Origin of the sequence: Catenulispora rubra (assembly GCF_015356825.1) — a bacterium.
GTDB lineage: Bacteria > Actinomycetota > Actinomycetes > Streptomycetales > Catenulisporaceae > Catenulispora > Catenulispora rubra.
The window spans coordinates 47,947-73,771 of sequence record NZ_JAACYW010000011.1 but is presented as its reverse complement, the minus strand read 5'-3'; the positions used below and the strand labels follow the sequence as shown (position 1 = coordinate 73,771).

2 protein-coding genes are annotated in these 25,825 nt (G+C 71.4%); both read right to left on the bottom strand.

Annotation, left to right across the window (positions count from 1 at the left end; genetic code table 11):
- Positions 1-2: 2 nt before the first annotated feature.
- Positions 3-14,510, bottom strand: a complete 14,508-nt coding sequence (locus GWK61_RS05715; protein WP_194905703.1) for a non-ribosomal peptide synthetase — start codon at positions 14,508-14,510, stop codon at positions 3-5.
- The gene (locus GWK61_RS05710; protein WP_194905700.1) at positions 14,495-25,825 is read right to left on the bottom strand and encodes a non-ribosomal peptide synthetase; all 11,331 of its coding nucleotides are present in this window, start codon (positions 25,823-25,825) and stop codon (positions 14,495-14,497) included. The genes GWK61_RS05715 and GWK61_RS05710 overlap by 16 nt, the downstream gene beginning before the upstream one ends.

Here is a 25,825-nt window from a genome sequence, read left to right as displayed (position 1 = left end):
CCTTACGCTCCCCACTCGTCCTCAAGGTCGTCGATGTCCTCCTGGGTCAGCGCGACCAGGTCCGGGTCGGCCGACAAGCGGCTGGTCGGGCCGGGCGTGCCAGATGTGCCGGGCGTGCCGGCCGGGCCGGCCTGCCGGGCGCTGTCCGCGAGCATCCCGAGGAGGCGGAACCAGATGTCGGCCAGCCGCCGGGCGGCGGGCTCGGGGAGCAGCGCGGTGTCCCAGGCCCAGTAGGCGACCATCCAGGCGCGGTCCGGGGCGTCGTGCACGACGGCGTCGATCTGCAGGGGGTGCATCAGCATCGCGTCACCGCCCAGGTCGGTGTCATCGACATCGCCAGTGCCGCCTGTGCCGCCGGTGCTGCCACTGCTGTCGGCGTCGTCGGCCCCTTCCCGCGCGACCGCGGTCCAGGCCCGAGCCGCCGAGCCGCCCGCCGTGGTGGCGAACCGGCCCAGATAGTTGAAGCCGATCGGCGGTTCGGCCAGGTCGGCCAATGCCGCTCCGGTCTGCTCGTTGAGGTGGCGCAGCATGCCGTAGCCGATCCCCCGGTCCGGCACGTCCCGCAGTTGGGCCTGAACACGTCTCAGCGCCACTCCCAGACCCGGTCCGCCGGCCCAGATATCGGTCCAGTCGACCCGGCCGGGATCGAGGCGGATCGGATGGACGCTGGTGAACCAGCCGACCGTCCGGGACAGCTCGACGCCCGGCAGTGCCTCGGCCTCGCGGCCGTGCCGCTCCAGGTCGATGAGCACGGCTTCGCCGGTGGGTGCCGCGGTCCGGGGTCCGGCCTGGTCCGGTCGGCGCTCGTCCTGGACGGCGAGGACAGCCAGGACCAGGGTGGTCAACAACGCGTCGTTCATGTCGACGTGGAAGGCCGCCGGCACGCTCGTCAGCAGCGCGGCGGTGACCTCGCTGTCGAGGGTTGTGCGCAGTCCGCCCGCAGGGCCCTTCGGCGCCGTGCCCGGGACGCCGTGCAGCGGTGACACGCTTGGCGGCGCCAGGACGTCGAGCCAGGCCGGCAGCTGTGCGACGCGGGCCGGGTCGTGTGCGGCCTCGGACAACGCCACGGACCAACTGCGGAACGAGGTACCGACCGGTTCGAGGGCCGGCGGCCGCCCGGCCTCGGCGGCGGACCAGGCCGAGGCCAGGTCGTCGGCCAGGATCCGCCAGGACACCCCGTCCACCGCCAGGTGGTGGCCGACCAGCACCAGCCGCCCGAGCCGGTCCGGCCCGGTATCGAACCACACGGCCTGGACCATGATCCCGGCCTCGGGGGACAGCCGGTCGGCGGCCGCCTCGGACGTCTCGCGGAGCAGTGCGCTGATGGACTGCTCGTCCAGCCCCGCGGCGTCGATCCGAAGCAGCAGGTCCGCGGCGGACACCGCGCCGGGCGGCGGGACGCGGAGCGACCAGGCCGCGCCGCCGGTTCCGACGGACTCCATCCGCAGCGCGCCGTGCTGGTTCAGCAGCGTGTCGAGGATCAGCACCAGAACATCCGCGGTCAGCCCGGCGGGCGTCCACAGCACCGTCATCTGGTGCAGCGGCTCGATCGGGAGCCCGCGCTGCCGGAACATCCGCATGATCGGGGTCAGTGGGAGCGGGCCGTCGTCGGGGTCGTGGGAGCGGTTGGGCAGTGCGGGTACCCGGCCTGTGCCGGTCGGTGAATCAGTACCGGTCGGCGAATCCGTCTCGGTCAGGGCGGCCAGGGCGGCGACGGTCTTGTGCACGAACACGTCGCGTGCGGTGATCGCGATCCCGGCACTGTGCGCCCGGGCGACGAGTTGGAGGGACATGATGCTGTCGCCGCCGAGGTGGAAGAACCCGTCGTCGACGCCGACGTGCTCCAGGCCGAGCACGTCGGCGAACAGCCCGGACAGGATCTCCTCGCTCGCAGTGCGCGGGGCACGGTCGGTGGCGAGCGCCGAGAAGTCCGGAGCAGGCAGCGCGGCGCGATCCACCTTGCCGTTGGCCGTCACCGGCAACGCGTCCAGGACGATCACCGCAGCCGGCACCAGGTAGTCCGGCAACTTCCCGGCCAGATGTTCGCGCACCGCCGCACCGTCGAGCGCGCTGTCCTCGCTCGGCACGACGTAGGCGACGAGGCGTTTGTCCGTCGCGCCGTCCTGACGGGCCACGACCACGGCCTGCGCCACGCCGGGATGGCCGGACACCACGACCTCGACCTCGCCGGGCTCGACCCGGAAGCCGCGGATCTTCACCTGGTCGTCGACCCGGCCGACGAACATCAACCGGCCGTCCGCGTCCCACCGCACCACGTCGCCGGTCCGGTACATCCGCGCACCCGGCTCGAACGGACACGCCACGAACCGCGACGCCGTCAGCCCCGCCCGCTCCAGATAGCCGCGGGCCAGGCCGGTGCCGGCCACGTACAGTTCGCCCGGAACGTTCGGGGCGACCAGGCGCAACGCCTCGTCGAGCACGAACAGCCTTGCTCCGTTCCGCGGCCTGCCGACCGGCAGGACCGTGCCGAACCGCTCGTCCGGCCGCACGGTGAACGTGGTGGGGCATACGGTGACCTCGGTCGGTCCGTAGATGTTCCAGAACGTAGCGTCCGGGCAGGCGGCCCGGATCTGTGCCAGCGCCTCGACCGGCACCACGTCCCCGCCGCTGAGCACGTGGGACAGACCGCTGAAACACCCCGGGTCCTCCTCGGCCAGCACCCGCAGCAGACCGGCCGCGACGAACGCGGCGGTCAGTCCGGCTCCGGCGACCAGCGCGCGCATCCGGGCCGCGTCCGGCGTCCCGGGCGGCGCGATCACCAGCGTGCCGCCGACCAGCAGCGTGCCCCACAGCTCGAAGGTCGAGACGTCGAAGCCGAACGGTGTCTGGAACAGCATCCGCCCGGTCCCGACGGCGCCCCAGGAGGCGTCCCGGCCGACCCCGGCGACCGAGCTCTGGGTGATCACCACCCCCTTGGGCGTGCCGGTGGACCCGGAGGTGTACATCATGTACGCGGCGCATTCGGGCAGGAGCCGTCCGGACCGCTCACCGTCGGACAGCGGGCCGTCCGGGTGTGCCGCGAGGAGCGCGGCGGTGGCCGGATCGTCGAGCACGATGATCCCCGGTGCCCCCGCGGGCAGCTTCCCCACCGACTCGGAAGCCGTGATCGTCAGCACCGGGGCCGCGTCCCGCATCATGAACTCGACGCGCTCGGCGGGATAGCCGGTATCCACGGGCACGTACACGCCGCCCGCCTTGGCCACCGCCAGCAGGGTCACCACCAGATCCAGCGACCGCTCCAACGCCACCACGACGCGGTCCTCGACCCGCACACCCCGCTCAATCAGCAGCCGCGCCAACCGGTTCGCCCGCGCGTCGAACTCGGCATATGAGAGCTCGGCGCCCTCGAACACGAGCGCCACGGCATCCGGCGTCCGGGCGGCCTGGGCTTCGAAGGCCGCCGCGATCGTCGCCGGCTCAGGCGGCGCGTCTCCCGTACCGACCTCGGCGACCAGCCGTTCCCGCTCCTGCGGCGACAGCACGTCCACGTCCCGCACCCGCACCGACGCATCGGCGACGACCTGTTCCAGAACCCTGACGAACCGCGAGACCAGGCTCTGCACCGTCGAGGCGTCGAACAGGTCGGTGCTGAACACGAGCAGGCCGTCGAGCCCGGCGGCGCCCTCGGCGTCGTGGCGCTCCCACAGATGGATGGAGAGGTCGAACTTCGCGACGTCCAGTTCGAGCGGCTCGATACCGACGTCCAGGCCCGGCAGGTGGAGATCGGCGTCGGGGGCGTTCTGCAGCGCGAACGACACCTGGAACAGGGGATGGTGGGACAGCGAGCGGACCGGCTGCAGGACGTCCACGAGGTGTTCGAACGGCAGATCCTGGTTGGCGTACGCAGCGAGGTCGGTCTCCCGCACGCGGGCGACGAGTTCGGCGAAAGTGGGATCACCGCTCAGATCGGTCCGCAATACCAGGGTATTGAGGAAGTAACCGACCAGATCATCCAACGCGGCATCCGTACGCCCCGCGATCGGCGAACCCAACGGAATGTCCTCACCGGCACCCAGCCGCGACAACCACACCGCCAACCCGGCCTGGACCACCATGAACAGCGTCGCCCCACAGGAGCGGGCGATCTCGACCAGTCCTTGGTGCACCTGCTCGTCGATCCGGAACGTCAACAGCGAGCCCTGATGCGACTCCTCCGCCGGCCGCGGCCGATCGACCGGCAGCTCCAACTGCTCCGGCAGCCCTGCCAACGCCTCGGTCCAGTACGCCAGCTGACGGCCGAACAGACTCTCGGGATCGTCGCGGCGGTCGAGGAGACCGCGCTGCCACAGCGTGAAGTCCGCGTACTGCACCGGCAGCGGCGACCAGTCCGGAGCCCGGCCGGCTCCGCGTGCGGTGTACGCGGCGGACAGGTCCCGGGTCAGCACGCCGGCCGACCAGCCGTCGGAGGCGATGTGATGCATCACGATCGCCAACACGTGCTCCGTCGGCGACACCCGCAGCAACGCCACCCGCCAGGGCACCTCACGAGCCAGATCGAAGCCGCGGCCGGCGACCTCGGTCAGCGCCTCGGACAGCTGCTCTTCCGTCACCTCGTGCAGCGTCAACCCGGGCACGGCACCCGGCGCGCCGGGATCCAGGACGATCTGGCGGGCGATGCCGACGTCCTCGGCGAACACCGTGCGCAGCGACTCGTGCCGCCCGGCCACATCGCCCACCGCGGCACGGAAAGCGTCGATGTCCAACGCGCCGCGCAGCCGGACGACGAAGGGGATGTTGTTGACCGCGCTCAGGCCCTCCAACCGGTGCAGGAACCACATCCGCTGCTGGCCGAAGGACAACGGCAGCGCCCCGGGCCGGTGCTCGGCGGCCACGGGGATCACGGGGGTCCGCGGTGTCACAGAGTCCTGTGACCACGCGGCCAGCCCGGCCACGGTCGGGGTGTCGAACACCGCCGAGATCGGCACCTCGGTGCCGAGCACCGTGCGGATCCGAGCCACCAACCGCATCGCGGTCAGCGAGTCGCCGCCGAGGCGGAAGAACCCGTCGTCGACGCCGACCCGTTCCAGGCCGAGCACCTCGGCGAACAGACCGGACAGGATCTCCTCGCGCGCGGTACGCGGGGCCCGGTCGGTGGCGAGCGCGGCGAAGTCCGGGGCGGGCAGTGCGGCCCGGTCCACCTTTCCGTTGGTCGTCACCGGCAACACGTCCAGGACGATCACCGCGGTCGGCACCAGGTAATCCGGCAGCATTCCCGCCAGATGCACACGGACCTCCGCGCCGTCGAGCACGGTGTCCTGGCTCGGTACGACGTAGCCGATCAGGTGTTGGTCCGCCGCACCGTCCCGGCGGGCCGTGACCACCGCCTGCGCCACGCCGGGATGGCTCGACAAGGCGGCTTCGACCTCGCCGGGCTCGACGCGGAACCCACGGATCTTGACCTGGTCGTCGCTGCGGCCCAGGAACGCCAGTCGGCCGTCCACGCTCCAGCGCACCACGTCACCGGTCCGATACATGCGGGTCCCGGGCTCGAACGGGCACGCCACGAAGCGCTCCGCCGTCAGCCCCGGACGGTCCAGGTAGCCGCGGGCCAGGCCGGTGCCGGCCACGTACAGTTCTCCGGACACGTTCGGGGCCACCGGACGCAGAGCATCGTCGAGCACGAACACCCGGACGCCGTCACGCGGACCGCCGATCGGCATCACCCCGCCGCCCCACGATCCCGGGCCCGCCGTGAACGTCGTCGCGCACAAGGTCACTTCAGTCGGGCCGTACAGATTCCACAGCGCGACGTCGGGACACGCCGCCACCAACTGAGCGACCGTCTGCCCAGGCAGCACATCCCCGCCGGTCAGCACATGCGACAACCCCGAGAAACACCCCGCATCGGATTCCACGAGCACGCGCAACAACCCCGCCGCGGCATTAACAGTGTCCAGGCCCGCCTCGGCGATCAACTGCCGCAGCCGCACCGCGTCCAGCTCCCCCGGCGCAACGACGACCGCACCGCCGTTCAGCAGCGGACCCCACAGCTCGAACGTCGAGGGGTCGAAGCCGAACGGCGTATGGAACAACACCCGGCCCGACCCCATCGCGCCCCAGCACCCGTCCAGCGCCAGACCCACCACAGCGCCCTGCGACACCACCACGCCCTTCGGCGCACCGGTGGACCCGGACGTGTACATCACGTACGCGCCGCTTTCCGACGCGAGGGGTCCGGACCGCTCGGCGTCGGATACCGGACGATGCGGGCGCTCCGCGAGGTCGGCGACCGTCACCGGATCGTCGAGCAGAACGATCGACGTGGTTCCGACCGGCAGCTTCTCCACCAGATCGGACGACGTCACCGTCAACACCGGAGCCGCGTCCCGCATCATGAACCCGACCCGCTCAGCGGGATAGCCGGTGTCCACGGGCACGTATACGCCACCGGCCTTCGCCACCGCCAGCAGAGTCACCACCAGATCCAGCGACCGCTCCAACGCGACAACGACACGGTCCTCGACCCGCACACCCCGCTCGATCAGAAGCCGCGTCAACCGATTCGCCCGGGCGTCCAGCTCGGAGTAGGAGAGCTCATGGCCCTCGCACACGGCAGCGACCGCATCGGGCGTCCGGGCGGCCTGAGCCTCGAAGGCCCCTGCGATCGTCGTCGCCTCAACCGCCGCGCCACCGGCGCCGACCTCGGCGAACAACCACTCCCGCTCCCCCGGCAACAACACATCGACATCCCGCACGCGCACCGACGTATCACCGGCGACCTGCTCGAAGACCCCGACCAGACGCGTCGCCAAACCCTGCGCCGTCGCGCGGTCGAACAGGTCGTGGCTGAACTCCAGGAAGCCGTCGAGCCCGGCGGCACCCTCCGCGTCCGAGTGCTCCCAGAGCAGGACCGACAGGTCGAACTTCGCGACGTCCAGTTCGACGAGCTCGGCCCGGACGTCGAGGCCGGCGAACCGGACCGCGAAGTCGGGTGCCGCCTGGAGCGCGAATCCGACCTGGAACAGGGGGTGCCGGGACAGCGAGCGGGCCGGTTGCAGGATGTCTACGAGGTGCTCGAAGGGAAGGTCCTGGTGCGCGTAGGCAGCCAGGTCGGCCTCCCGCACGCGGGCGACGAGCTCGGCGAAGGTGGGATCACCGCTCAGGTCGGTACGCAGTACCAGGGTATTGAGGAAGTAGCCGACCAGATCATCCAACGCGGCATCCGTACGCCCCGCGATCGGCGAACCCAACGGAATGTCCTCACCGGCACCCAACTGCGACAACCACACCGCCACCGCCGACTGCACCACCATGAACAACGTCGCCCCACACCCGCGCGCGACGTCCACCAACCTCCGGTGCGCATCCGGGTCGATCTTGAACGGGATCAACGAACCCCGCCGGCTCGGCTTCGCCGGGCGCGGCCGGTCGGTCGGCAGCGCCAGCTCCTCCGGCACACCGGCCAGCGCGTTCTTCCAGTAGGCGGCTTGCCGACCGAACAGGCTTGCGGGATCATCCTGCCGTCCGAGCAGATCGTGCTGCCACAGCGTGAAGTCCGCGTACTGCACCGGCAGCGGCGACCAGTCCGGAGCCCGGCCGTGCAGGCGCGCGGCGTAGGCGGCCGACAGGTCCCGGATCAGCACATCGACCGACCAGCCGTCGGAGGCGATGTGATGCATCACGATCGCCAGCACGTGCTCCGTCGGCGACAACCGCAGCAGCCCCACCCGCCACGGCACCTCGCGGTCCAGATCAAAGCCCTGACCCGCCACGGCCCTGAGGGCCTCGGGCCGTTCGGCGTCGGTCACCTCACGCACCGTCAGGACCGGGACGGCGCCGGGCGCCCCGACGTCCAGGATCTCCTGCCGGGCGGTGCCGTCCACCTCGACGAACACCGTGCGCAGCGGCTCGTGGCGGCGTGCCACATCCGTCACCGCCGCCTGCAACGCGGCCACGTCCAAGGCGCCGCGCACCCGCAGGACCGAGGAGATGTTGTCGACCGCGCTCGAACCGATCAGCTGCCGCACGAACCACATCCGCTGCTGGCCGAACGACAGCGGCAGCACCTCCGGTCGCACCGCGGGCAGCAGCCGCGGGCGCGGCACCGCCGCCTCGTCCAGCCGCCCGGCCAGGCCCGCGACCGTCGGGAACTGGAACACCGCCCGGATCGGCAGCTCCACGCCCAGCGCGGCCCTGATCCGCGCGACCAGGCGCATCGCCCTGAGCGAATCCCCGCCCAGGGTGAAGAACCCGTCGTCGATCCCGACCCGCTCCAGGCAGAGCAGATCCGCGAACAGGCCGCACAGGATCTCCTCGGCCACGGTACGCGGGGCGCGGACGGCGGGGCCCGCGGCGAACTCCGGAGCGGGGAGCGCGGCGCGGTCCACCTTCCCGTTCACCGTCAGCGGCAGCGCGTCGAGCGTCAGCAGCACGGCCGGCACCATGTGGTCGGGCAGCCGCGCGGCGACGAAGTCGTGGACCGCGACCGGATCCAGCGCCGCGCCGGCGGCCGGGACGAGGTAGCCGACCAGGCGCTTGCTGTCGCCGCCCGGTTCGTCCGCGCGCGCCAGGACCACGGCCTGCGCGACGCCGGGGCAGGCCGCCAACACCGCCTCGATCTCCCCCGGCTCCACCCGGAAGCCGCGGATCTTCACCTGGTCGTCGACCCGGCCGACGAACACCAACCGACCGCCGGCGTCCCACCGCACCACATCGCCGGTCCGATACATGCGCGCACCCGGCATGAACGGACACGCCACGAACCGCGCCGACGTGAGGCCCGCCCGCTTCAGATAACCGCGCGCCAGACCGGCACCGGACACGTACAGTTCCCCGGGCACGTTCGCAGCGACCGGACGCAGCGCGTCGTCGAGCACGAACACCCGCACCCCGTCACGCGGGGAGCCGATGGGCACCGACGTCGAGGACTGGTGGTCGCGCCCGGCGCGCAGGGTGAAGGTCGTGGCGCACAGCGTCGTCTCGGTCGGACCGTACAGGTTCCACACGGCGACCTCGGGGCACGCCCGCTGAATCCGGGCCACCGCCTCGGGCAGCGCCGCCTCCCCGCCCATCAGCACATGGGAGAGCCCGGCGAAACAGCCCGGATCCTCCTCTGCCCACACCCGCAGCAGGCCCGTGGTCATATGCACGACGTCCACCCCGGCGCGCGCCACCAGCTCCCGCAGCCGGACCGGGTCCGGTTCGCCCGGCGGCGCCACCACGATGGTCCCGCCGGCCAGCAGTGTCCCCCACACCTCGAACGTCGAGGGATCGAACCCGAACGCCGTGTGCAGCAGCACCCGGCCCGAACCGATGCCGCCCCAGCAGGAGTCCAGCGCCAGGGCCGTCACAGCGCCCTGCGTCACCAGCACGCCCTTGGGCGTCCCGGTCGAGCCCGACGTGTACATCGCGTAGGCGCCGGACTCGGGGGCGAGCAGGCCGGCACGCTCGGCGTCGGCGATCGGCTGGTCGTCGAGGTCTGCCACCGCGCGGACGACCGCCGGATCGTCCATCGCCACGACAGCGCCGACACCGCCTACACCACCGACACCGGTCGGCAGCAGATCCGTGAGCGCGCTCGTCGTGAGCACGCCCACGGGCGCCGAGTCCTCCAGGGTGAAGGCGATCCGCTCGGCGGGATAGGCGACGTCCACCGGCACGTACACGCCGCCGGCCTTCGCCACCGCGAGCAGCGCCACCACCAGGTCGACCGACCGGGTCAGCGCCACCGCCACCCGATCGTCGACCCGCACGCCCCGCGCGATCAGGTACCGGGCCCAGCGATTCGCCGCCGCGTCCAGCTCGTCGTAGGTCAGTATTCTGTCTTCGTGTCCTGAGACGACGGCCTGCGCACCGGGCTGCTCGGCGGCCCGCGCCGCGAAAGCCTCCGGGATCGTCGCCGGCGCGACCGCCGCACCCCCGGTGCCGATCTGCGCGAGCAGCCGCTCCCGCTCGCCGGGCAGCAGCACGTCCACGTCGCCGACCCGCACTGCGGCATCGGCGGCGATCTGCGCCAGGACCCCGGTCAGCCGGGCGGTCAGATCCTCGACTGTGTGCCGGTCGAACAGATCGAGGCGGTACGCCACCAGCCCGTCCAGGCCAGAGGCGCCGTGGCCGTCGTCGGGACGCTCCTGCACCAGGACGGACATGTCGAACTTGGAGATCCCCAGATCGAAGTGTTCGAGCTCGGCGTGCACACCCGGCAGTTCGAAACCCGACTCGACCGCGTTCTGGAGGGCGAACGCCACCTGGAACAGGGGGTGCCGGGACAGGGAGCGGGCCGGTTGCAGGACGTCCACGAGGTGCTCGAAGGGCAGGTCCTGGTGCGCGTAGGCGGCCAGGTCGGCCTCCCGCACCCGCCCGACGAGCTCGGCGAAGGTGGGATCACCACTCAGGTCGGTACGCAGTACCAGGGTGTTGAGAAAGTAGCCGACCAGATCGTCCAACGCGGCATCCGTACGCCCCGCGATCGGCGTGCCCAGCGGGATGTCCTCGCCACCGCCCAGCCTCGACAGCACGAGCGCCAAGGCAGCCTGCACCACCATGAACAGCGTCGCGCCGCACCCGCGGGCGACGCTCACCAGGTCCTGATGGAGTCGCGCGTCGATCTCGAAGTGCACCGTCGAGCCCTGATGCGTGACTTCCGCGGGCCGCGGCCGGTCCACCGGAAGCTCCAGTTGCTCCGGCAACCCGGCCAGGGCGTTCTTCCAGAACGCCAGCTGGCGGCCGGCCACGCTCTCCGGATCCTGCTGACGGTCTGCCAACAGCTCGTGCTGCCAGAGCGTGAAGTCGGCGTACTGCACCGGCAGCGGCGACCAGTCGGGAGTGCGGCCATGGAGGCGTGCGGCGTACGCGACGGAAAGGTCCCGGGCCAGGACGTTCATCGACCAGCCGTCCGCCGCGATGTGGTGCACCACGATCGCCAGCACGTGCTCCGTCGGCGACACACCCAGCAACGCCACCCGCCACGGCACCTCGCGGGCCAGATCAAAGCCCTGACCCGTTGCTTCCGCCAGCGCCGTGGGCAATCCCGCCTCGTCGGTCCGGCGGACCGTCAGCCGCGGAACAGCGGCCGGCGCCTCGACGTTCCAGATCTCCTGGCGGGACGTGCCGTCGGCGGCGACGGTCTCCGCACTGTCCGCGATGACCGTGCGCAGGGCCTCATGCCGGCCGGCGACATCGGCCATCGCCGACTGCAGCACCGCCGCGTCCACCGGACCCCCGGTCAGCCGCGCCACCAACGGGATGTTGTCGACCGCAGTGGGACCGTCCAACCGGTGCATGAACCACATCCGCTGCTGACCGAACGACAGCGGCACCGCCGCCGGCCGGACGGCCGCCACCACCGAGGCACGCGTGTCGGCCGACTCGTCCAACCGTGCGGCCAGACCTGCGACCGTCGGAAACTGGAACACCGCCCGGATCGGCAGCTCCGTCCCCAGCACCGACCTGATGCGCGCGACCAGGCGGGTCGCGGTGAGCGAGTCCCCGCCGAGGGTGAAGAACCCGTCGTCGATGCCGACCTGCTCCAGGCCGAGCAGGTCCGCGAACAGACCGCACAGGATCTCCTCCCGCGCCGTACGCGGAGCCCGGCCCATGGCGAGCGCCGCAAAATCCGGGGCGGGCAGCGCGGCCCGGTCGACCTTCCCGTTCGACGTCAGCGGCAGGGCGTCGAGAACCACGACCGCGGCGGGCACCATGTAGTCCGGCAGCTTGTCGGCCACGGCTTTCAGCACCGCCGCGCCGTCCAGCACGGAGTCGTCGGCAGGGACCAGATATGCGACCAGACGCTTGTCCGACCCCTCGCCCCGCCGAGCCAGCACCACGGCTTGGGCCACCTCGGGTTGAGCGGCCAACACGGCCTCGATCTCCCCCGGCTCCACCCGGAAGCCGCGGATCTTCACCTGGTCGTCGACCCGGCCGACGAACACCAACCGTCCGTGCGCGTCCCACCGCACCACATCACCGGTCCGGTACATCCGCGCACCGGGGAGGAACGGACAGGCCACGAACCGCTCCGAGGTGAGCCCGGCACGATCCAGATAGCCGCGGGCCAGGCCGGACCCGGCGACGTACAACTCCCCCGGCACGTCCGGAGCCACCGGACGCAACGTCTCGTCAAGCACGAACACCCGCACCCCGTCGCGCGGCCCACCCAACGGCAGCACCGGCGGCAGCTCCGAACCCGGCTCCAGAACATGCGCCGTCGCGCACAGCGTCACCTCGGTCGGACCGTACAGATGACGCACCTCCACCGCGGGACACACCGCCCGCACCCGGGCCACCGCGTCCGAGGACACCACGTCGCCACCGGTCAGCACGTCGGACAACCCCGAGAAGCACCCGGGGTCCTCCTCTGCCAACACCCGCAACAAGCCCGCGGTCACATGGACCGCGTCCAGATCCGCCTCGGCGATCAAGGTCCGCAACCGCGCCGCGTCCACGTCGCCCGCAGGCGCCACGACCACCGTGCCGCCGTTCAACAACGGCACCCACAATTCGAACGACGAGGCGTCGAATCCGAACGGGGCGTGGAACAACACCCGGCGCGCGCCGATCTCACCCCAACATCCGTCACGTCCCAGGGCCGTCACAGCACCCTGCGACGCCAGCACACCCTTCGGCGTACCGGTGGACCCGGAGGTGTACATCACGTACGCACCGCAGTCGGGCGCGAGACGCCCACGGCGCTCGCCGTCGGTAACCGGGTCCGACCCGCCCCGACCAATCAGAGCGGCCGTCGCGGGATCGTCGAGCAGAACGATCCCCGTGGTTCCCACCGGCAGCTTCTCCGCGAGATCAACCGACGTCACCACCAGGATCGGGGCCGCGTCGCCGAGGATGAAAGCGATCCGCTCAGCCGGATAGCCGGTATCCACCGGCACAAACACCCCACCGGCCTTCGCCACCGCCAGCAGAGCCACCACCAGATCAAGCGACCGCGACAACGCCACCCCGACGCGGTCCTCAACCCGCACACCCTGCCCGAGCAGATACCGCGCCAACCGATTCGCGCGGGCGTCCAACTCCGCGAAACTGATCTCAACACCCTCATACACTGCCGCCACGCCGTCCGGCGTCCGCGCGACCTGAGCCTCGAACGCCGCCGCGATCGTCGCCGGCTCAGCGGCCGCACCCCCCACGCCGACCTCGCCGAGCAGCCACTCCCGCTCCCCCGGCAGGAACACGTCGAGATCCCGCACCGGCACCGACGCATCGGCGGCGATCTGCTCGAAGACCCGCACCAGACGCGCCGCCAAGCCCTGTGCCGTGGCGGGGGCGAACGCGTCGGGCCGGTAGGTCATGACCAGCAACAGTTCGTCCCCGGGGACGACGGCCAGGCTCAGCGGGTAGTGGCTGACGTTGTGCCCGCCCGCGATGGACACCGTCACCTCACCCATCCGGTGCGCGCCGTCCGGGTCGTCCGGGTAGTTCTCGAAGATCACCAGTGTGTCGAACTCGGCCCCCGGACCGCCGGCCCGCTTGATCTCGGGCAGGCCCAGGTGCTGATGGGAGATCAGCGCGGCCTGGCGGGCCTGCAACTCGGCGAGTACGTCGACGACCGGCCGCGCGGGCGAGAGGCGCACCCGGACCGGAACCGTGACGATGAACAGGCCGACCATGCGCTCGACGCCGGGCAGCTCCGCCGGACGCCCGGCCGCCGTCGCTCCGAACACCACGTCGTCGCGGGCCGCGAGCCGGCCCAGGAGCATCGCCCAGGCCCCCTGGACCACCGTGTTCACCGTGAGGCCGCAGGCCCGCGCCGTGTCCGTCAGCGCCGCGGTGACCTCGCGGCTCACGGCGACGCGGAGTTCGCGCGGCTCGGCCGACGGTGTCGGCCCGTCGGCCGCGGTGGCGTCGAGGCCGCTGCCCGGCCCGGCACCGGACGGTTCCCCGACCCCGGTGGCCGTGCGCGCGAAGAGGCTCGGCTCGTCCACCCCGGCCAGTTCCGCCCGCCACGCCGCGCGGGCCGCCTCCGTGTCCTGCTCACCGAGCCAGGCCACGTAGTCCCGGTACGGCACCACCGGCGGCAGCACCGCGGCGTCGCCGCCGGCCGCGTAGACCGCCGAGACCTCCTTGTGCAGCAAGGGCAGCGACCAGCCGTCCATCAGGAGGTGGTGGTTGGTCACCACCAGCCGGTGCTCGTCCGGGCCGAAACGCAGCAACAGCAACCGCAACAGCGGGGGAACCGCCAGGTCGAACCGGCGTTCTCGTTCCTCCGACGCCAGCCGTTCCGCCTTCGCCAGCGCTTCGGACTCAGAGAGCTGCGACAGGTCTACCTGTCGCCACGGTAGTGCGACCCGAGCGGCGACGACCTGCACCGGTTCGTCCCGCCCGGCCGGGCGACGGAAGCACGCGCGCAGGGCCGAGTGCCGGGCGACCACCGCTTCCCAGGCCGTTTTGAGTACCGCCGCGTCCAGTGGGCCCCGCATGGTCAGGCGCATCTGGACCACGTAGACGTCCGAGCCCTGGTCGTCGAGCCGGGAGTGGAACCACAGCCCCTGCTGCAACGGGGTCAGCGGCCAGACGTCCTCTACTCGCTGAGCCACTGCACCGCTCCGTCCTCGGGGTCCGCGTCGTCGAACATGTCCTCGATCTCGTCGATCTGCGCCTGGTCGAGCCGGACCAGCGACAGGTCCGACGGGATGTGGCCGCCGGCCCCCGGCCGAGCCGCGCGGGCGGCCAGGCCTCGCAGCATCTCCGCCCAGTCCTGGACCAGTTCCCGGACGTCCGCCTCGTCGAAGAGCTCTGACACCCAGGCCACCTGGAGGACCAGCTCCGGCCGGCCGTGGTCGGCGGCGTCCCGGACCACCCCGCCGGTCTCCAGCGCGTGGACGGCCCGCATCTCGGGGGGTGCGTCGCCACCCATCGCCCGCGGCCCGGCGAGCCGCCAGTCCGGCGGCGAGCCGTCGCCCGGGGAGCCGTTGCCTGGCGAGCCGCCGCCTGGCGCGTCGTCAGCCGACGCGTCGGCGAAGCGGCCCAGGTAGTTGAAGCCGATCTGCGCCGTCGGCAGCTCCGCCAGGACGGCGGCCGCCTGTTCGTCGAGGTACCGCAGCCGGCCGTAGTCCAGCTCGGCTCCCGGTATCGCACGCAGCTGTTCCTTGACCCGCATGACCAGCTGTCCGGCATCCTCATCGCCGGATCGCACCCGCGCCGGATCGGCGGACCCCGGGTCGAGGAGCACCGGGTGCATGCTGGTGAACCAGCCCACGGTCCGCGACAGGTCCATCCCGTCGGCGAACTCCCGCCGACCGTGGCCCTCGACGTCCACCAGGACGGGGCCGGGCCGCTCGCCGCGCCGGATCCGCCGCCGCGCCAGAGCCGCCGTCAGCCCGGCGAGCAGCACGTCGTCCACGCCGGCGTGGAACGCCGCGGGCACCGTCGTCAGCACCGCGGAGATCAGGTCCGGATCCACGGTCACGCTGATCCGGCGCAGGCCGGCATGGGTGTCCAGGTCGGTCGCGCGCCGCCGCCCGAGCGGCGGTTCGCCGGCGGCCGGCCGGAGCACGCGGCGCCAGGCGTCCAGCGCGGCGCGCCGGGCCGGCTCGTCCGGCTGCGCGGCCAACGCGAGCGCGTAGCGGCGGAACGACGTCGGCGCGGGGGCCAGGACCGGCGGCTCGGACGATTGGATCGCCTGCCAGGCCGTCACCAGATCCGCGAGCAGGATCCGCCAGGAGACCCCGTCGGTCACCAGGTGGTGGGCGACCAGGAGCAGCCGGCCGGGACGCCCCGTCCCCCGGTCGAACCACAGGGCCTGGAGCATGACTCCCGCCTGCGGATCGAGGCGGCCCGACGCCACCCGGGCCTGACGCTCGATGAGCTCGTCGAGCTCGTCCCCGGCCGATGCGGCCGCATCGACGCGGCGTACCCGGGTCTGCGCGGCCTTCGACGCGGGCTCGAGGATGTCGAGGCGCGGTGATCCGTCCTCTACCGCCCCCACCAGGCGCATCCGCAGTGCGCCGTGGTGGGCGACCAGTGCCTGGACCGCCCGGGTGAGCCGGTTAAGCTCCAGGTCGGCGGGCGCGGTCACGACCACCCACTGGGAGAAGCCTCCGCCGAGGACGCTCGGGCCGCCTCGCTCCCGGAGCGCGTGCATGATGGGAGTGAGCGGGAGCGGTCCGTGGTCGGCGTCGTGGACGCGAGCCGGTTGTGAGGCTGTCTGGTCGACCAAGACGGCGAGAGCGGCGACGGTCTTGTGGACGAACACGTCGAGCGCGGTGATCGCGATCCCGGCGCGGTGCGCCCGGGCGACCAGCTGGAGCGACATGATGCTGTCGCCACCCAGATGGAAGAACCCGTCGTCGACACCGACCTGCTCCAGGCCGAGCACCCGCGCGAACAGCTGCGAGAGGAGCTCTTCGGTCGTGGTGCGCGGGGCGCGGTCGGTGACGAGTGCGGCGAAGTCCGGGGCGGGCAGCGCGGCCCGGTCCACCTTCCCGTTCGCCGTCAACGGCAACGCGTCCAGGACCACGATCGCGGTCGGCACCAGGTAGTCCGGCAGCATTCCGGCCAGACGCTCGCGCACCGCCTCACCGTCGAGCGCAGTGTCCTGACCGTCGAGCGCAGTGTCCTGATCCGCGACGATGTAGCCGATCAGGCGCTTGTCCACGCCGCCGTCCTGGCGAGCCGTGACCACCGCCTGCGCCACGCCGGGATGACTCGACAAGGCCGCCTCGACCTCGCCGGGCTCGACGCGGAACCCACGGATCTTGAGCTGATCATCGCCGCGGCCGACAAAGACCAGCCTGCCGTCCGAATCCCAACGGACCAGGTCCCCGGTCCGGTACATCCGCTCGCCGGGAAGGAAAGGACACGCCACGAAGCGCTCAGCGGTGAGCCCTGAACGGTCCAGATATCCGCGGGCCAGACCGGTACCGGCGACATACAGCTCCCCAGACACGTTCGGAGCCACCGGACGCAGAGCATCGTCGAGCACGAACACCCGCACCCCGTCGCGCGGCCCGCCGATCGGCATCACAGCGTCGCCCCACGCCCCCGGGCCCGCCGTGAACGTCGTCGCACACAAGGTCACCTCCGTCGGGCCGTACAGATTCCAGAGCGCGACCTCGGGACACGCCGCCAGCAGCTGAGCCACCGTCTGCCCCGGCACCACATCCCCGCCGGTCAGCACATGCGACAACCCCGAGAAGCACCCCGCATCGGCCTCCACCAACACCCGCAGCAGTCCGGCCGCCGCGTTCACCACACTCAACCCCGACCCGCTGATCAACTCCCGCAGCCGCACCGCGTCCAGTTCCCCCGGCCCGGCCACCACCACCGCACCGCCGTTCAACAGCGGGCCCCACAGCTCAAAGGTCGAGGGATCGAAACCGAACGGCGTATGGAACAACACCCCGCCCGACGCCATCCCGCGCCAACAGCCGTCCAGCGCCAGACCCACCACAGCACCCTGCGACACCACCACGCCCTTCGGCACGCCGGTGGACCCCGAGGTGTACATCACGTAGGCGCCGGCTTCGGGCGCAAGGCGACCGTTGCGCTCGCTGTCCGCGATCGGACCCGCCGCGGCCGTCCCGAGATCATCGAGCACGACGACCCTCGTCGTTCCCACCGGCAGCTTCTCCGCGAGCTCGGCCGACGTCACCACAAGCGCCGGAGCCGCATCACCGAGAATGAAAGCGATTCGCTCGGCGGGATATCCGGTGTCCACCGGCACGTACACGCCACCGGCCTTCGCCACCGCCAGCAACGCCACCACCAGGTCGAGCGACCGCGCCAACGCCACGACCACGCGGTCCTCGACCCGCACACCCCGCTCGATCAGAAGCCGTCCGAGCCGATTCGCCCGGGCGTCCAGCTCGGCGTAGGAAAGCTCGACACCCTCGAACACCGCCGCGACCGCATCCGGCGTCCGGGCGACCTGCGCCTCGAAAGCGCCCGCGATCGTCGCCGCCTCAACCGCCGCGCCTCCGACCCCGGCCTCGGAGAGCAACCGCTCCCGCTCCGCAGGCAAGAACACATCGACGTCGCGCACCCGCAGCGACGTGTCACCGGCGACCTGCTCCAGAACCCTGACGAACCGCTCCGTCAGGCTCCGCACCGTCGACTCGTCGAACAGGTCGTGGCTGTACTCGAGGAAGCCGTCGAGTCCGGCGGCACCCTCCGCGCCGGGGCGCTGCCACAGGAAGAACGACAGGTCGAGTTTCGAGATCCCCAGGTCGAAGTGCTCCAGTTCGGCCCGCACACCCGGCAGGTCGACCTCGGTCTTGGCGGCGTTCTGCACCGCGAAACAGACCTGGAACAGAGCGTGGTAGGACCGCGAGCGGGTCGGTTGCAGGACGTCCACGAGGTGTTCGAAGGGCATGTCCTGGTGCTCGTAGGCGGCCAGAGCACCGGTGCGCACGCGCCGGAGGAGTTGGGCGAAGGTCGGGTTGCCGCTCAGGTCGGTCCGCAGTACCAGGGCGTTGAGGAACAAGCCGACCATGTCGTCCAGGGCTGAATCGGTACGCCCGGCGACCGGCGTACCCAGCGGGATGTCATCGCCGGCGCCGAGCCCCGACAACAGGATCGTCAGCGCGGCCTGCACCACCATGGACAACGTCGCACCGGATCCTCGCGCGACGTTCAGCAGTCCCTGATGGAGCCGCGCGTCGATCTCGAAGCGCACCATCGAACCCTGATGCGTGACCTCGGCGGGCCGCGGACGGTCCGTCGGCAGCTCCACCTGCTCCGGCAACCCGGCCAGAGTGCTCGTCCAGAACGCCAACTGACGGCCGGCCAGGCTCTCCGAATCCTGCTGATCGTCCGCCAACAGTCCGCGCTGCCATAGCGTGAAGTCGGTGTAGCGCACCGGCAGCGGCGACCAGCCCGGCTCGCTGCCGCGAAGACGCGCGGCATAGGCGACCGACAAGTCGCGGGCCAGCACGTCCGCCGACCATCCGTCGGTGGCGATGTGGTGCATGGCGATCGCCAGCACGTGCTCCGTCGGCGACAGGCCCAGCAACGCCACCCGCCACGGCACCTCGCCGGCCAGGTCGAAGCTCTGACACATCAGCTCGCTCAAGGCGTCCGACAGCTCCGGTTCGCGCACAGCACGCTCCACCAGGCGAGGCACCGCTCCCGGCGCGTCCTGGTCCAGGACCACTTGATGGGCGACCCCGGCGTCGTCGGCGATGATCGTGCGCAGGGCTTCGTGCCGACCGGCGACATCGGCTACCGCCGACTGCAACACCGTGGCGTCCACCGGTCCCCCGGTCAGCCGCACCACCAACGGAACGTTGTCGACGGCGCTGGGACCGTCCAGCCGGTGCAGGAACCACATCCGCTGCTGCCCGAACGACAACGGCACCGCCGCCGACCGGACGACCGGCAGCACCGGGGGACGCGTCTGCGCGGACTCGTCGAGCCATTCGGCCAGGCCGGCCACGGTCGGGGCTTCGAACACCGCGAAGATCGGCACCTCCGCGCCCAACGCGGCCCTGATGCGCGCGACCAGCCGGGTCGCCGACAGTGAGTCCCCACCGAGGGCGAAGAAGCCGTCGTCGATGCCGACCCGCTCCAAACCGAGCAGGTCCGCGAACAGGCCGCACAGGATCTCCTCCCGCGCCGTACGCGGCTCCCGTGTACCGGCCAGGCTCGCGAAGTCCGGGGCGGGCAGCGCGGCCCGGTCCACCTTCCCGTTCACCGTCAACGGCAACGCGTCGAGCACCAGCACCACCGCGGGCACCAGATAGTCCGGAAGCCGGCCGGCCGCGAACTCGCGCACCGCCACCGGATCGACCGATCCGTCTCCGGCCGGAACGACATACGCCACCAGGCGCTTGTCCGACGCCTCATCGCGATGCGCGACCACCACCGCCTGCGCGACGCCGGGGCACGTCGCCAACACCGCCTCGATCTCGCCGGGCTCGACCCGGAACCCCCGGATCTTCACCTGGTCGTCGACCCGGCCGAGGAAGGTCAACTGCCCGCCGGTACCCCAGCGCACCACGTCGCCGGTCCGATACATCCGCGCACCCGGGAGGAACGGACAGGCCACGAACCGCTCCGACGTGAGACCGGCACGATCCAGATAGCCGCGCCCGAGACCGCCGCCGGCCACATACAGCTCTCCCGGCACGTTCGGGGCCACCGGACGCAACGTTTCGTCGAGCACGAACACCCGCGCCCCGTCGCGCGGTCCGCCCAGCGGCAGCACCTGCGGTGTCTCCGACCCCGGCTCCAACGCGAGGGTCGTCGCGCACAACGTCACCTCGGTGGGGCCGTACAGATGACGCACCTCTGCCCCTGGGCATACGGCACGTACTCGGGCCACCGCCTCCGATGACACCACGTCGCCGCCGGTCAGCACATGCGACAGCCCCGCGAAGCAGTCCGGATCCTCTTGCGCCAGCACCCGCAGGAGGCCCGCGGTCACATGCACCGCGTCCAGGCGGGACCCGGGTATCAGGGTCCGCAATCGCGCCGCGTCCACGTCGCCGAGAGGCGCCACCACCACCGTGCCGCCGTTCAGCAGCGGCACCCACAACTCGAACGACGAGGCGTCAAAGGCAAAGGGCGCATGGAACAACACGCGGCCCGACCCGATCCCGCCCCAGCACCCGTCCAGGCCCAGGCCCGATACAGCACCCTGCGACGCCAACACGCCCTTCGGCGTACCGGTGGACCCGGAGGTGTACATCACGTACGCGCCGCATTCGGGCGTGAGAAGTCCGGACCGCTCAGTGTCGGACATCCGACGGTCGGGGCGCTCCGCGATGACGACAGCCGTTTCCGGGTCATCGAGCACGACGATTCCCGCCGTCCCCACCGGCAGCTTCTCCGCGAGCTCAGCCGTCGTCACCACCAGGACCGGAGCCGCGTCGCCGAGGATGAAAGCGATCCGCTCGGCCGGATAACCCGTGTCCACCGGCACGAACACCGCACCGGCCTTGGCCACCGCCAGCAACACCACCACCAGATCCAGCGACCGCGACAACGCCACCCCGACCCGGTCCTCGACCCGCACACGCCGCCCGAGCAGATACCGCGCCAACCGATTCGCCCGCGCGTCCAACTCCGCGAAGGTCAACTCAATACCCTCAAACGCCACTGCCACAGCGTCCGGGGTCCGCGCGACCTGGGCCTCGAATGCCGCCGCGATCGTCGCCGGCTCGGCTGTCTCGGCCGACTCGGCCGACTCGGCCGTCTCAGCCATCTCTGCCGTAGCGTCTCCGGTGCCGACCTCGGTGAGCAGCCAATCCCGCTCCCCCGGCAGCAAGACGTCGACGTCCCGCACGCGAACCGCCGCGTCCTCCGCCACCTGCTCGAAGACCCGCACCAGACGCGCCACCAAGTCCTGCGCCGTCTCAGGATCGAAGAGGTCTGCGCTGTAGATGAGGAATCCTGCCAGTCCCGCGGCGTCCTGGGCGGTGGGGTTCTCCCACAGGTCGAACACCAAGTCGAACTGTGCGGTACTCGCCGCGACGTGCAGGGGCGTCGTGCGGAGCCCGGGCAGCTTCCAGACCGTTCCATCAAGGCTCTCCTTCACGAGGAGGACCTGGAACAGCGGGTGGTAGGCCAGCGTCCGGGTCGGATTGAGCTCGTCGACCAGGTGCTCGAAGGGCAGATCCTGGTGTGCGAAGCCCGCCAGGTCGGTGTCACGCACCCGCCGCACCAACTCGGCGAACGTCGGGTTGCCGCTGACGTCGGTGCGCAGCACCAGGGTGTTCAGGAAGTGCCCCACCAGGTCGTCCAGCGCCGCGTCGGTGCGGCCGGCGACCGGCGAGCCCACGGGGATGTCCTCGCCGGCGCCGAGCCTGGACAGCATCAGCGCGAGCCCGGCCTGCAACACCATGAACAAGGTCGCGTGGCACTTGCGCGCCACCCTCAACAAGCCCTCGTGCACACCCGCGTCCACGCCGACACCGACCGATCCCACCCGATGGCTGGCCACGGCGGGACGTGAGCGGTCCGCCGGCAACACCAACTGGTCCGGCAAACCCGCCAACGCCTCGGACCAGAACCCCAACTGCCGGCCCCACACGCTCTCGGGATCCTCGCGGTCCCCCAGAACTTCCTGCTGCCACAACGCGAAATCCGCATACTGCACCGGCAACGGCACCCACCCGGGTTCAGTGCCTGCGCATCGCGCCGCGTACGCCGAGGACACATCGCGCGCCAACACATCCATCGACCAACCGTCGGTCGCGATGTGATGCACGACGATCGCCAGCACGCAGTCCTTCGGCGACAACCGCAGCACCACCACCCGCCACGGAACCACCAGTGTGATATCAAAAGCCTGACCCGCGACCTCGGCCAGGACCGACTCCAGGTCCGCCTCGGTCACCGGACGGACGATCAGCTGAGGGATCGCGGCCGGTGCCTCCGGGGCCAGAACGACCTGGCGGACGGCCCCGGCGTCGTCCGCGATGATGGTGCGCAGCGCTTCGTGCCGGCAGGACACGTCGGCGAGCGCCGCCTGCAGCGCGGCGAGGTCCAGGCTCCCCTCCAGCCGCACGACCGTGGACATGTTGTGCGACACCTCGGGCCGCTCCAGGCGGTTCCCGAACCACATCCGCCACTGGCCGAAGGACAACGGCAGCACCTCGGGCCGCGGCACGGCCGTCACGGCGGGGCGCGACCTGCCGGACTGGTCGAGCCATTCGGCCAGACCCGCGACGGTCGGGGCTTCGAACACCGCGTAGATCGGCACCTCCACGCCCAACACGGACCTGATGCGCGCGACCAGGCGGGTCGCGGTGAGCGAGTCTCCGCCGAGGGTGAAGAACCCGTCGTCGATGCCGACCCGTTCCAGGCCGAGCAGGTCCGCGAACAGGCCGCACAGGATCTCCTCCCGCGCCGTACGCGGGGCCCGGTCGGTGGCGAGCGCCGCGAAGTCCGGGGCCGGCAGCGCGGCCCGGTCGACCTTCCCGTTCGACGTCAGCGGCAGGGCGTCCAGGACCACGGCCGCGGCGGGGACCATGTAGTCCGGCAGCTTGGCGGCCGCGAACTCGAGCACCGCCGCGCCGTCCAGTCCGAGGCCGTCGATGCCCTCGGCGGGCACCAGATAGGCGATCAGGCGCTTGTCGTTGTCTCCGTCGGCGCGCGCCACGACGACGGCCTGCCCAACGCCGGGGCAGTCGGCCAGGACCGCCTCGATCTCGCCGGGCTCGACCCGGAACCCGCGGATCTTCACCTGGTCGTCGGCCCGGCCGACGAACACCAACCGACCGTCGGCGTCCCACCGGACCACATCGCCGGTCCGATACATCCGCGTGCCCGGGAGGAACGGGCACGCCACGAACCGCTGCGACGTCAGTCCCGGACGATCCGCATACCCGCGCGCCAGACCGGCACCGGCCACATACAGTTCCCCGGGCACGTTCGGAGCGACCGGACGCAGCGTGTCATCGAGCACGAACACCCGGGCGCCGTCACGCGGCCCGCCCAACGGCAGCACCTGCGGCGTCTCCGACCCCGACTCAAGCGCGAGGGTCGTCGCACACAACGTCACCTCGGTAGGCCCGTACAGATGACGCACCTCTGCGCCCGGACACGCGACACGTACTCGCGCCAACGCGTCCGGCGACACCACGTCGCCACCGGTGAGCACATGCGACAACCCCGCGAAGCAGTCCGGATCCTCCTGCGCCAGCACCCGCAACAAGCCGGCCGTCACGTGCACCGTGTCCAGGCGGGACCCGGGTATCAGGGTCCGCAATCGCGCCGCGTCCACGTCGCCGGCAGGCGCCACGACCACCGTGCCGCCGTTCAGCAGCGGTACCCACAGCTCGAACGACGAGGCGTCGAACCCGAACGGGGCGTGGAACAACACCCGGCCCGACCCGATCCCGCCCCAACACCCGTCACGACCCAGGGCCGCCACAGCACCCTGCGACGCCAGCACACCCTTCGGCGTGCCGGTAGAACCCGACGTGTACATCATGTACGCGCCGGATTCGGGCAGCACTCGCCCGCCCCGCTCGCCGTCCGCGACCGGGCCAGACCCGCCCCGACCGATCAGAGCGGCCGTCGCGGGATCGTCGAGCACGATGATCCCGGTGGTCCCCACCGGCAGGTTCTCCACCAGTTCGGAGGTGGTGACCGTCAGCACCGGAGCCGCGTCACCGAGGATGAAGGCGATCCGCTCGGCCGGATAGCCGGTATCGACCGGCACAAACACCCCACCGGCCTTAGCCACCGCCAGCAGAGCCACCACCAGATCCAACGACCGCGACAACGCAACGCCGACCCGGTCCTCAATCCGCACACCCCGCCCGGCCAGGAACCGTGCCAGCCGGTTCGCCCGCGCGTCCAGTTCCGAATACGTGACCTCGACACCCTCGCTCAGGAGCGCGACCGCATCGGGCGTGCGGGCCACCTGCGCCTCGAAAGCCGCAGCGATCGTGGTCGGCTCAGCCGCCGCGTCTCCCGTCCCGACTTCGGCGAGCAACCACTTCCGCTCGCCCGGCAGCAGCACGTCGACGTCCCGCGCCCGCACCGACGTGTCGGCGGCCACCTGCTCCAGGACCCTGACATACCTCGACACCAGGCTCTGCACCGTCGACTCGTCGAACAGGTCGCGGCTGTACAAGAGCTCGCCGTGTATGCCCGCCGCTTCGCCTTCAGCGGTCAGCCGCTCCTGGAGCTTGGTGTAGAGATCGAAGAGACCGAACAGGTGATCGCCCGCCCCGGATTCGGCGGTGACCGCCTCCGGCGTGTTGCGCAGCCCGGGCAGGTCCCAGGTCGAGGCCGTGGGCTCCGTCATCAGCAGCAGGACCTGGAAGAGCGGGTGATACGCCAATGTCCGGGCCGGACGGAGCTCATCGACCAGATGGTCGAAGGGCAGGTCCTGGTGCGCGAAGGCGGCGGCGTCGGCGTCCCGCACCCGCTCCACCAACTCGGCGAAGCCCGGGTCGCCGCTCACATCGGTGCGCAGCACCAGGGTGTTGCCGAAGTAGCCGACCAGGTCATCCAGGGCCTTGTCCCGGCGGCCCATAACCCGCGAGCCGAGCGGGACGTCCTCGCCGGCACCGAGTCTGGACAACGTCAGCGCAAACGCTGCCTGCAACACCGTGAACAAGGTCGCGTGGCACTTGCGCGCCACCCTCAGCAAACCATCGTGAAGACCGGCGCCCACGTCCACACCGACCGAGCCGACCCGGTAGCCGGCCACGGCGGGACGTGACCGGTCCACCGGCAACACCAACTGTTCCGGCAAACCCGCCAACGCCTCAGACCAGAAGCCCAGCTGCCGGCGCCACACGCTCTCGGCATCACCCCGGTCGCCCAGCACGTCCCGCTGCCACATCGCGAAATCCGCATACTGCACCGGCAACGGCCCCCACCCGGGCCCGGTCCCCGCGCACCGCGCGCCGTACGCCGACGACACATCGCGCGCCAACACATCCATCGACCAACCGTCAGCCGCGATGTGATGCACCACGATCGCCAGCACGTGCTCGGTCTGCGACAAACGCAGCACGACCACCCGCCATGGAACCACCAATGAGATATCAAAGGCCTGACCTGTGACCTCGGCCAGGACTCCGCTCAGCTCCGCCTCGCTCACGGCACGCACCGTGAGCTCCGGAACGGCGCCCGGCTCGCCGACGTCCAGGATCCGCTGGCGCGGAGTCCCGCCGGCCTCGGCAACGACGAGGGTGCGCAGCACCTCGTGCCGCGCCGCGACGTCGGCGACGGCCGCGCGCAGGGCGTCGAGCTCCAGCTCGCCGCCCGTCAACCGCACCGCCGAGGACATGGTGTAGGCCTCGTCCTGGCGCTCCAGGCGGTTCACGAACCACATCCGCTGCTGGCCGAACGAAAGCGGCACGGCCTCGGGCCGTGCCGTCGGCTGGATCGTGGGCACCGGAAGTTCCCGGTCCCGGGTCTGGGCGTCACGGTTGTCGCGATCAAGCAT

Excerpts from the sequence above, each read along its gene's own strand:
- GWK61_RS05710 (WP_194905700.1), bottom strand. The coding sequence starts at position 25,825 with ATGCTTGATCGCGACAACCGTGACGCCCAGACCCGGGACCGGGAACTT.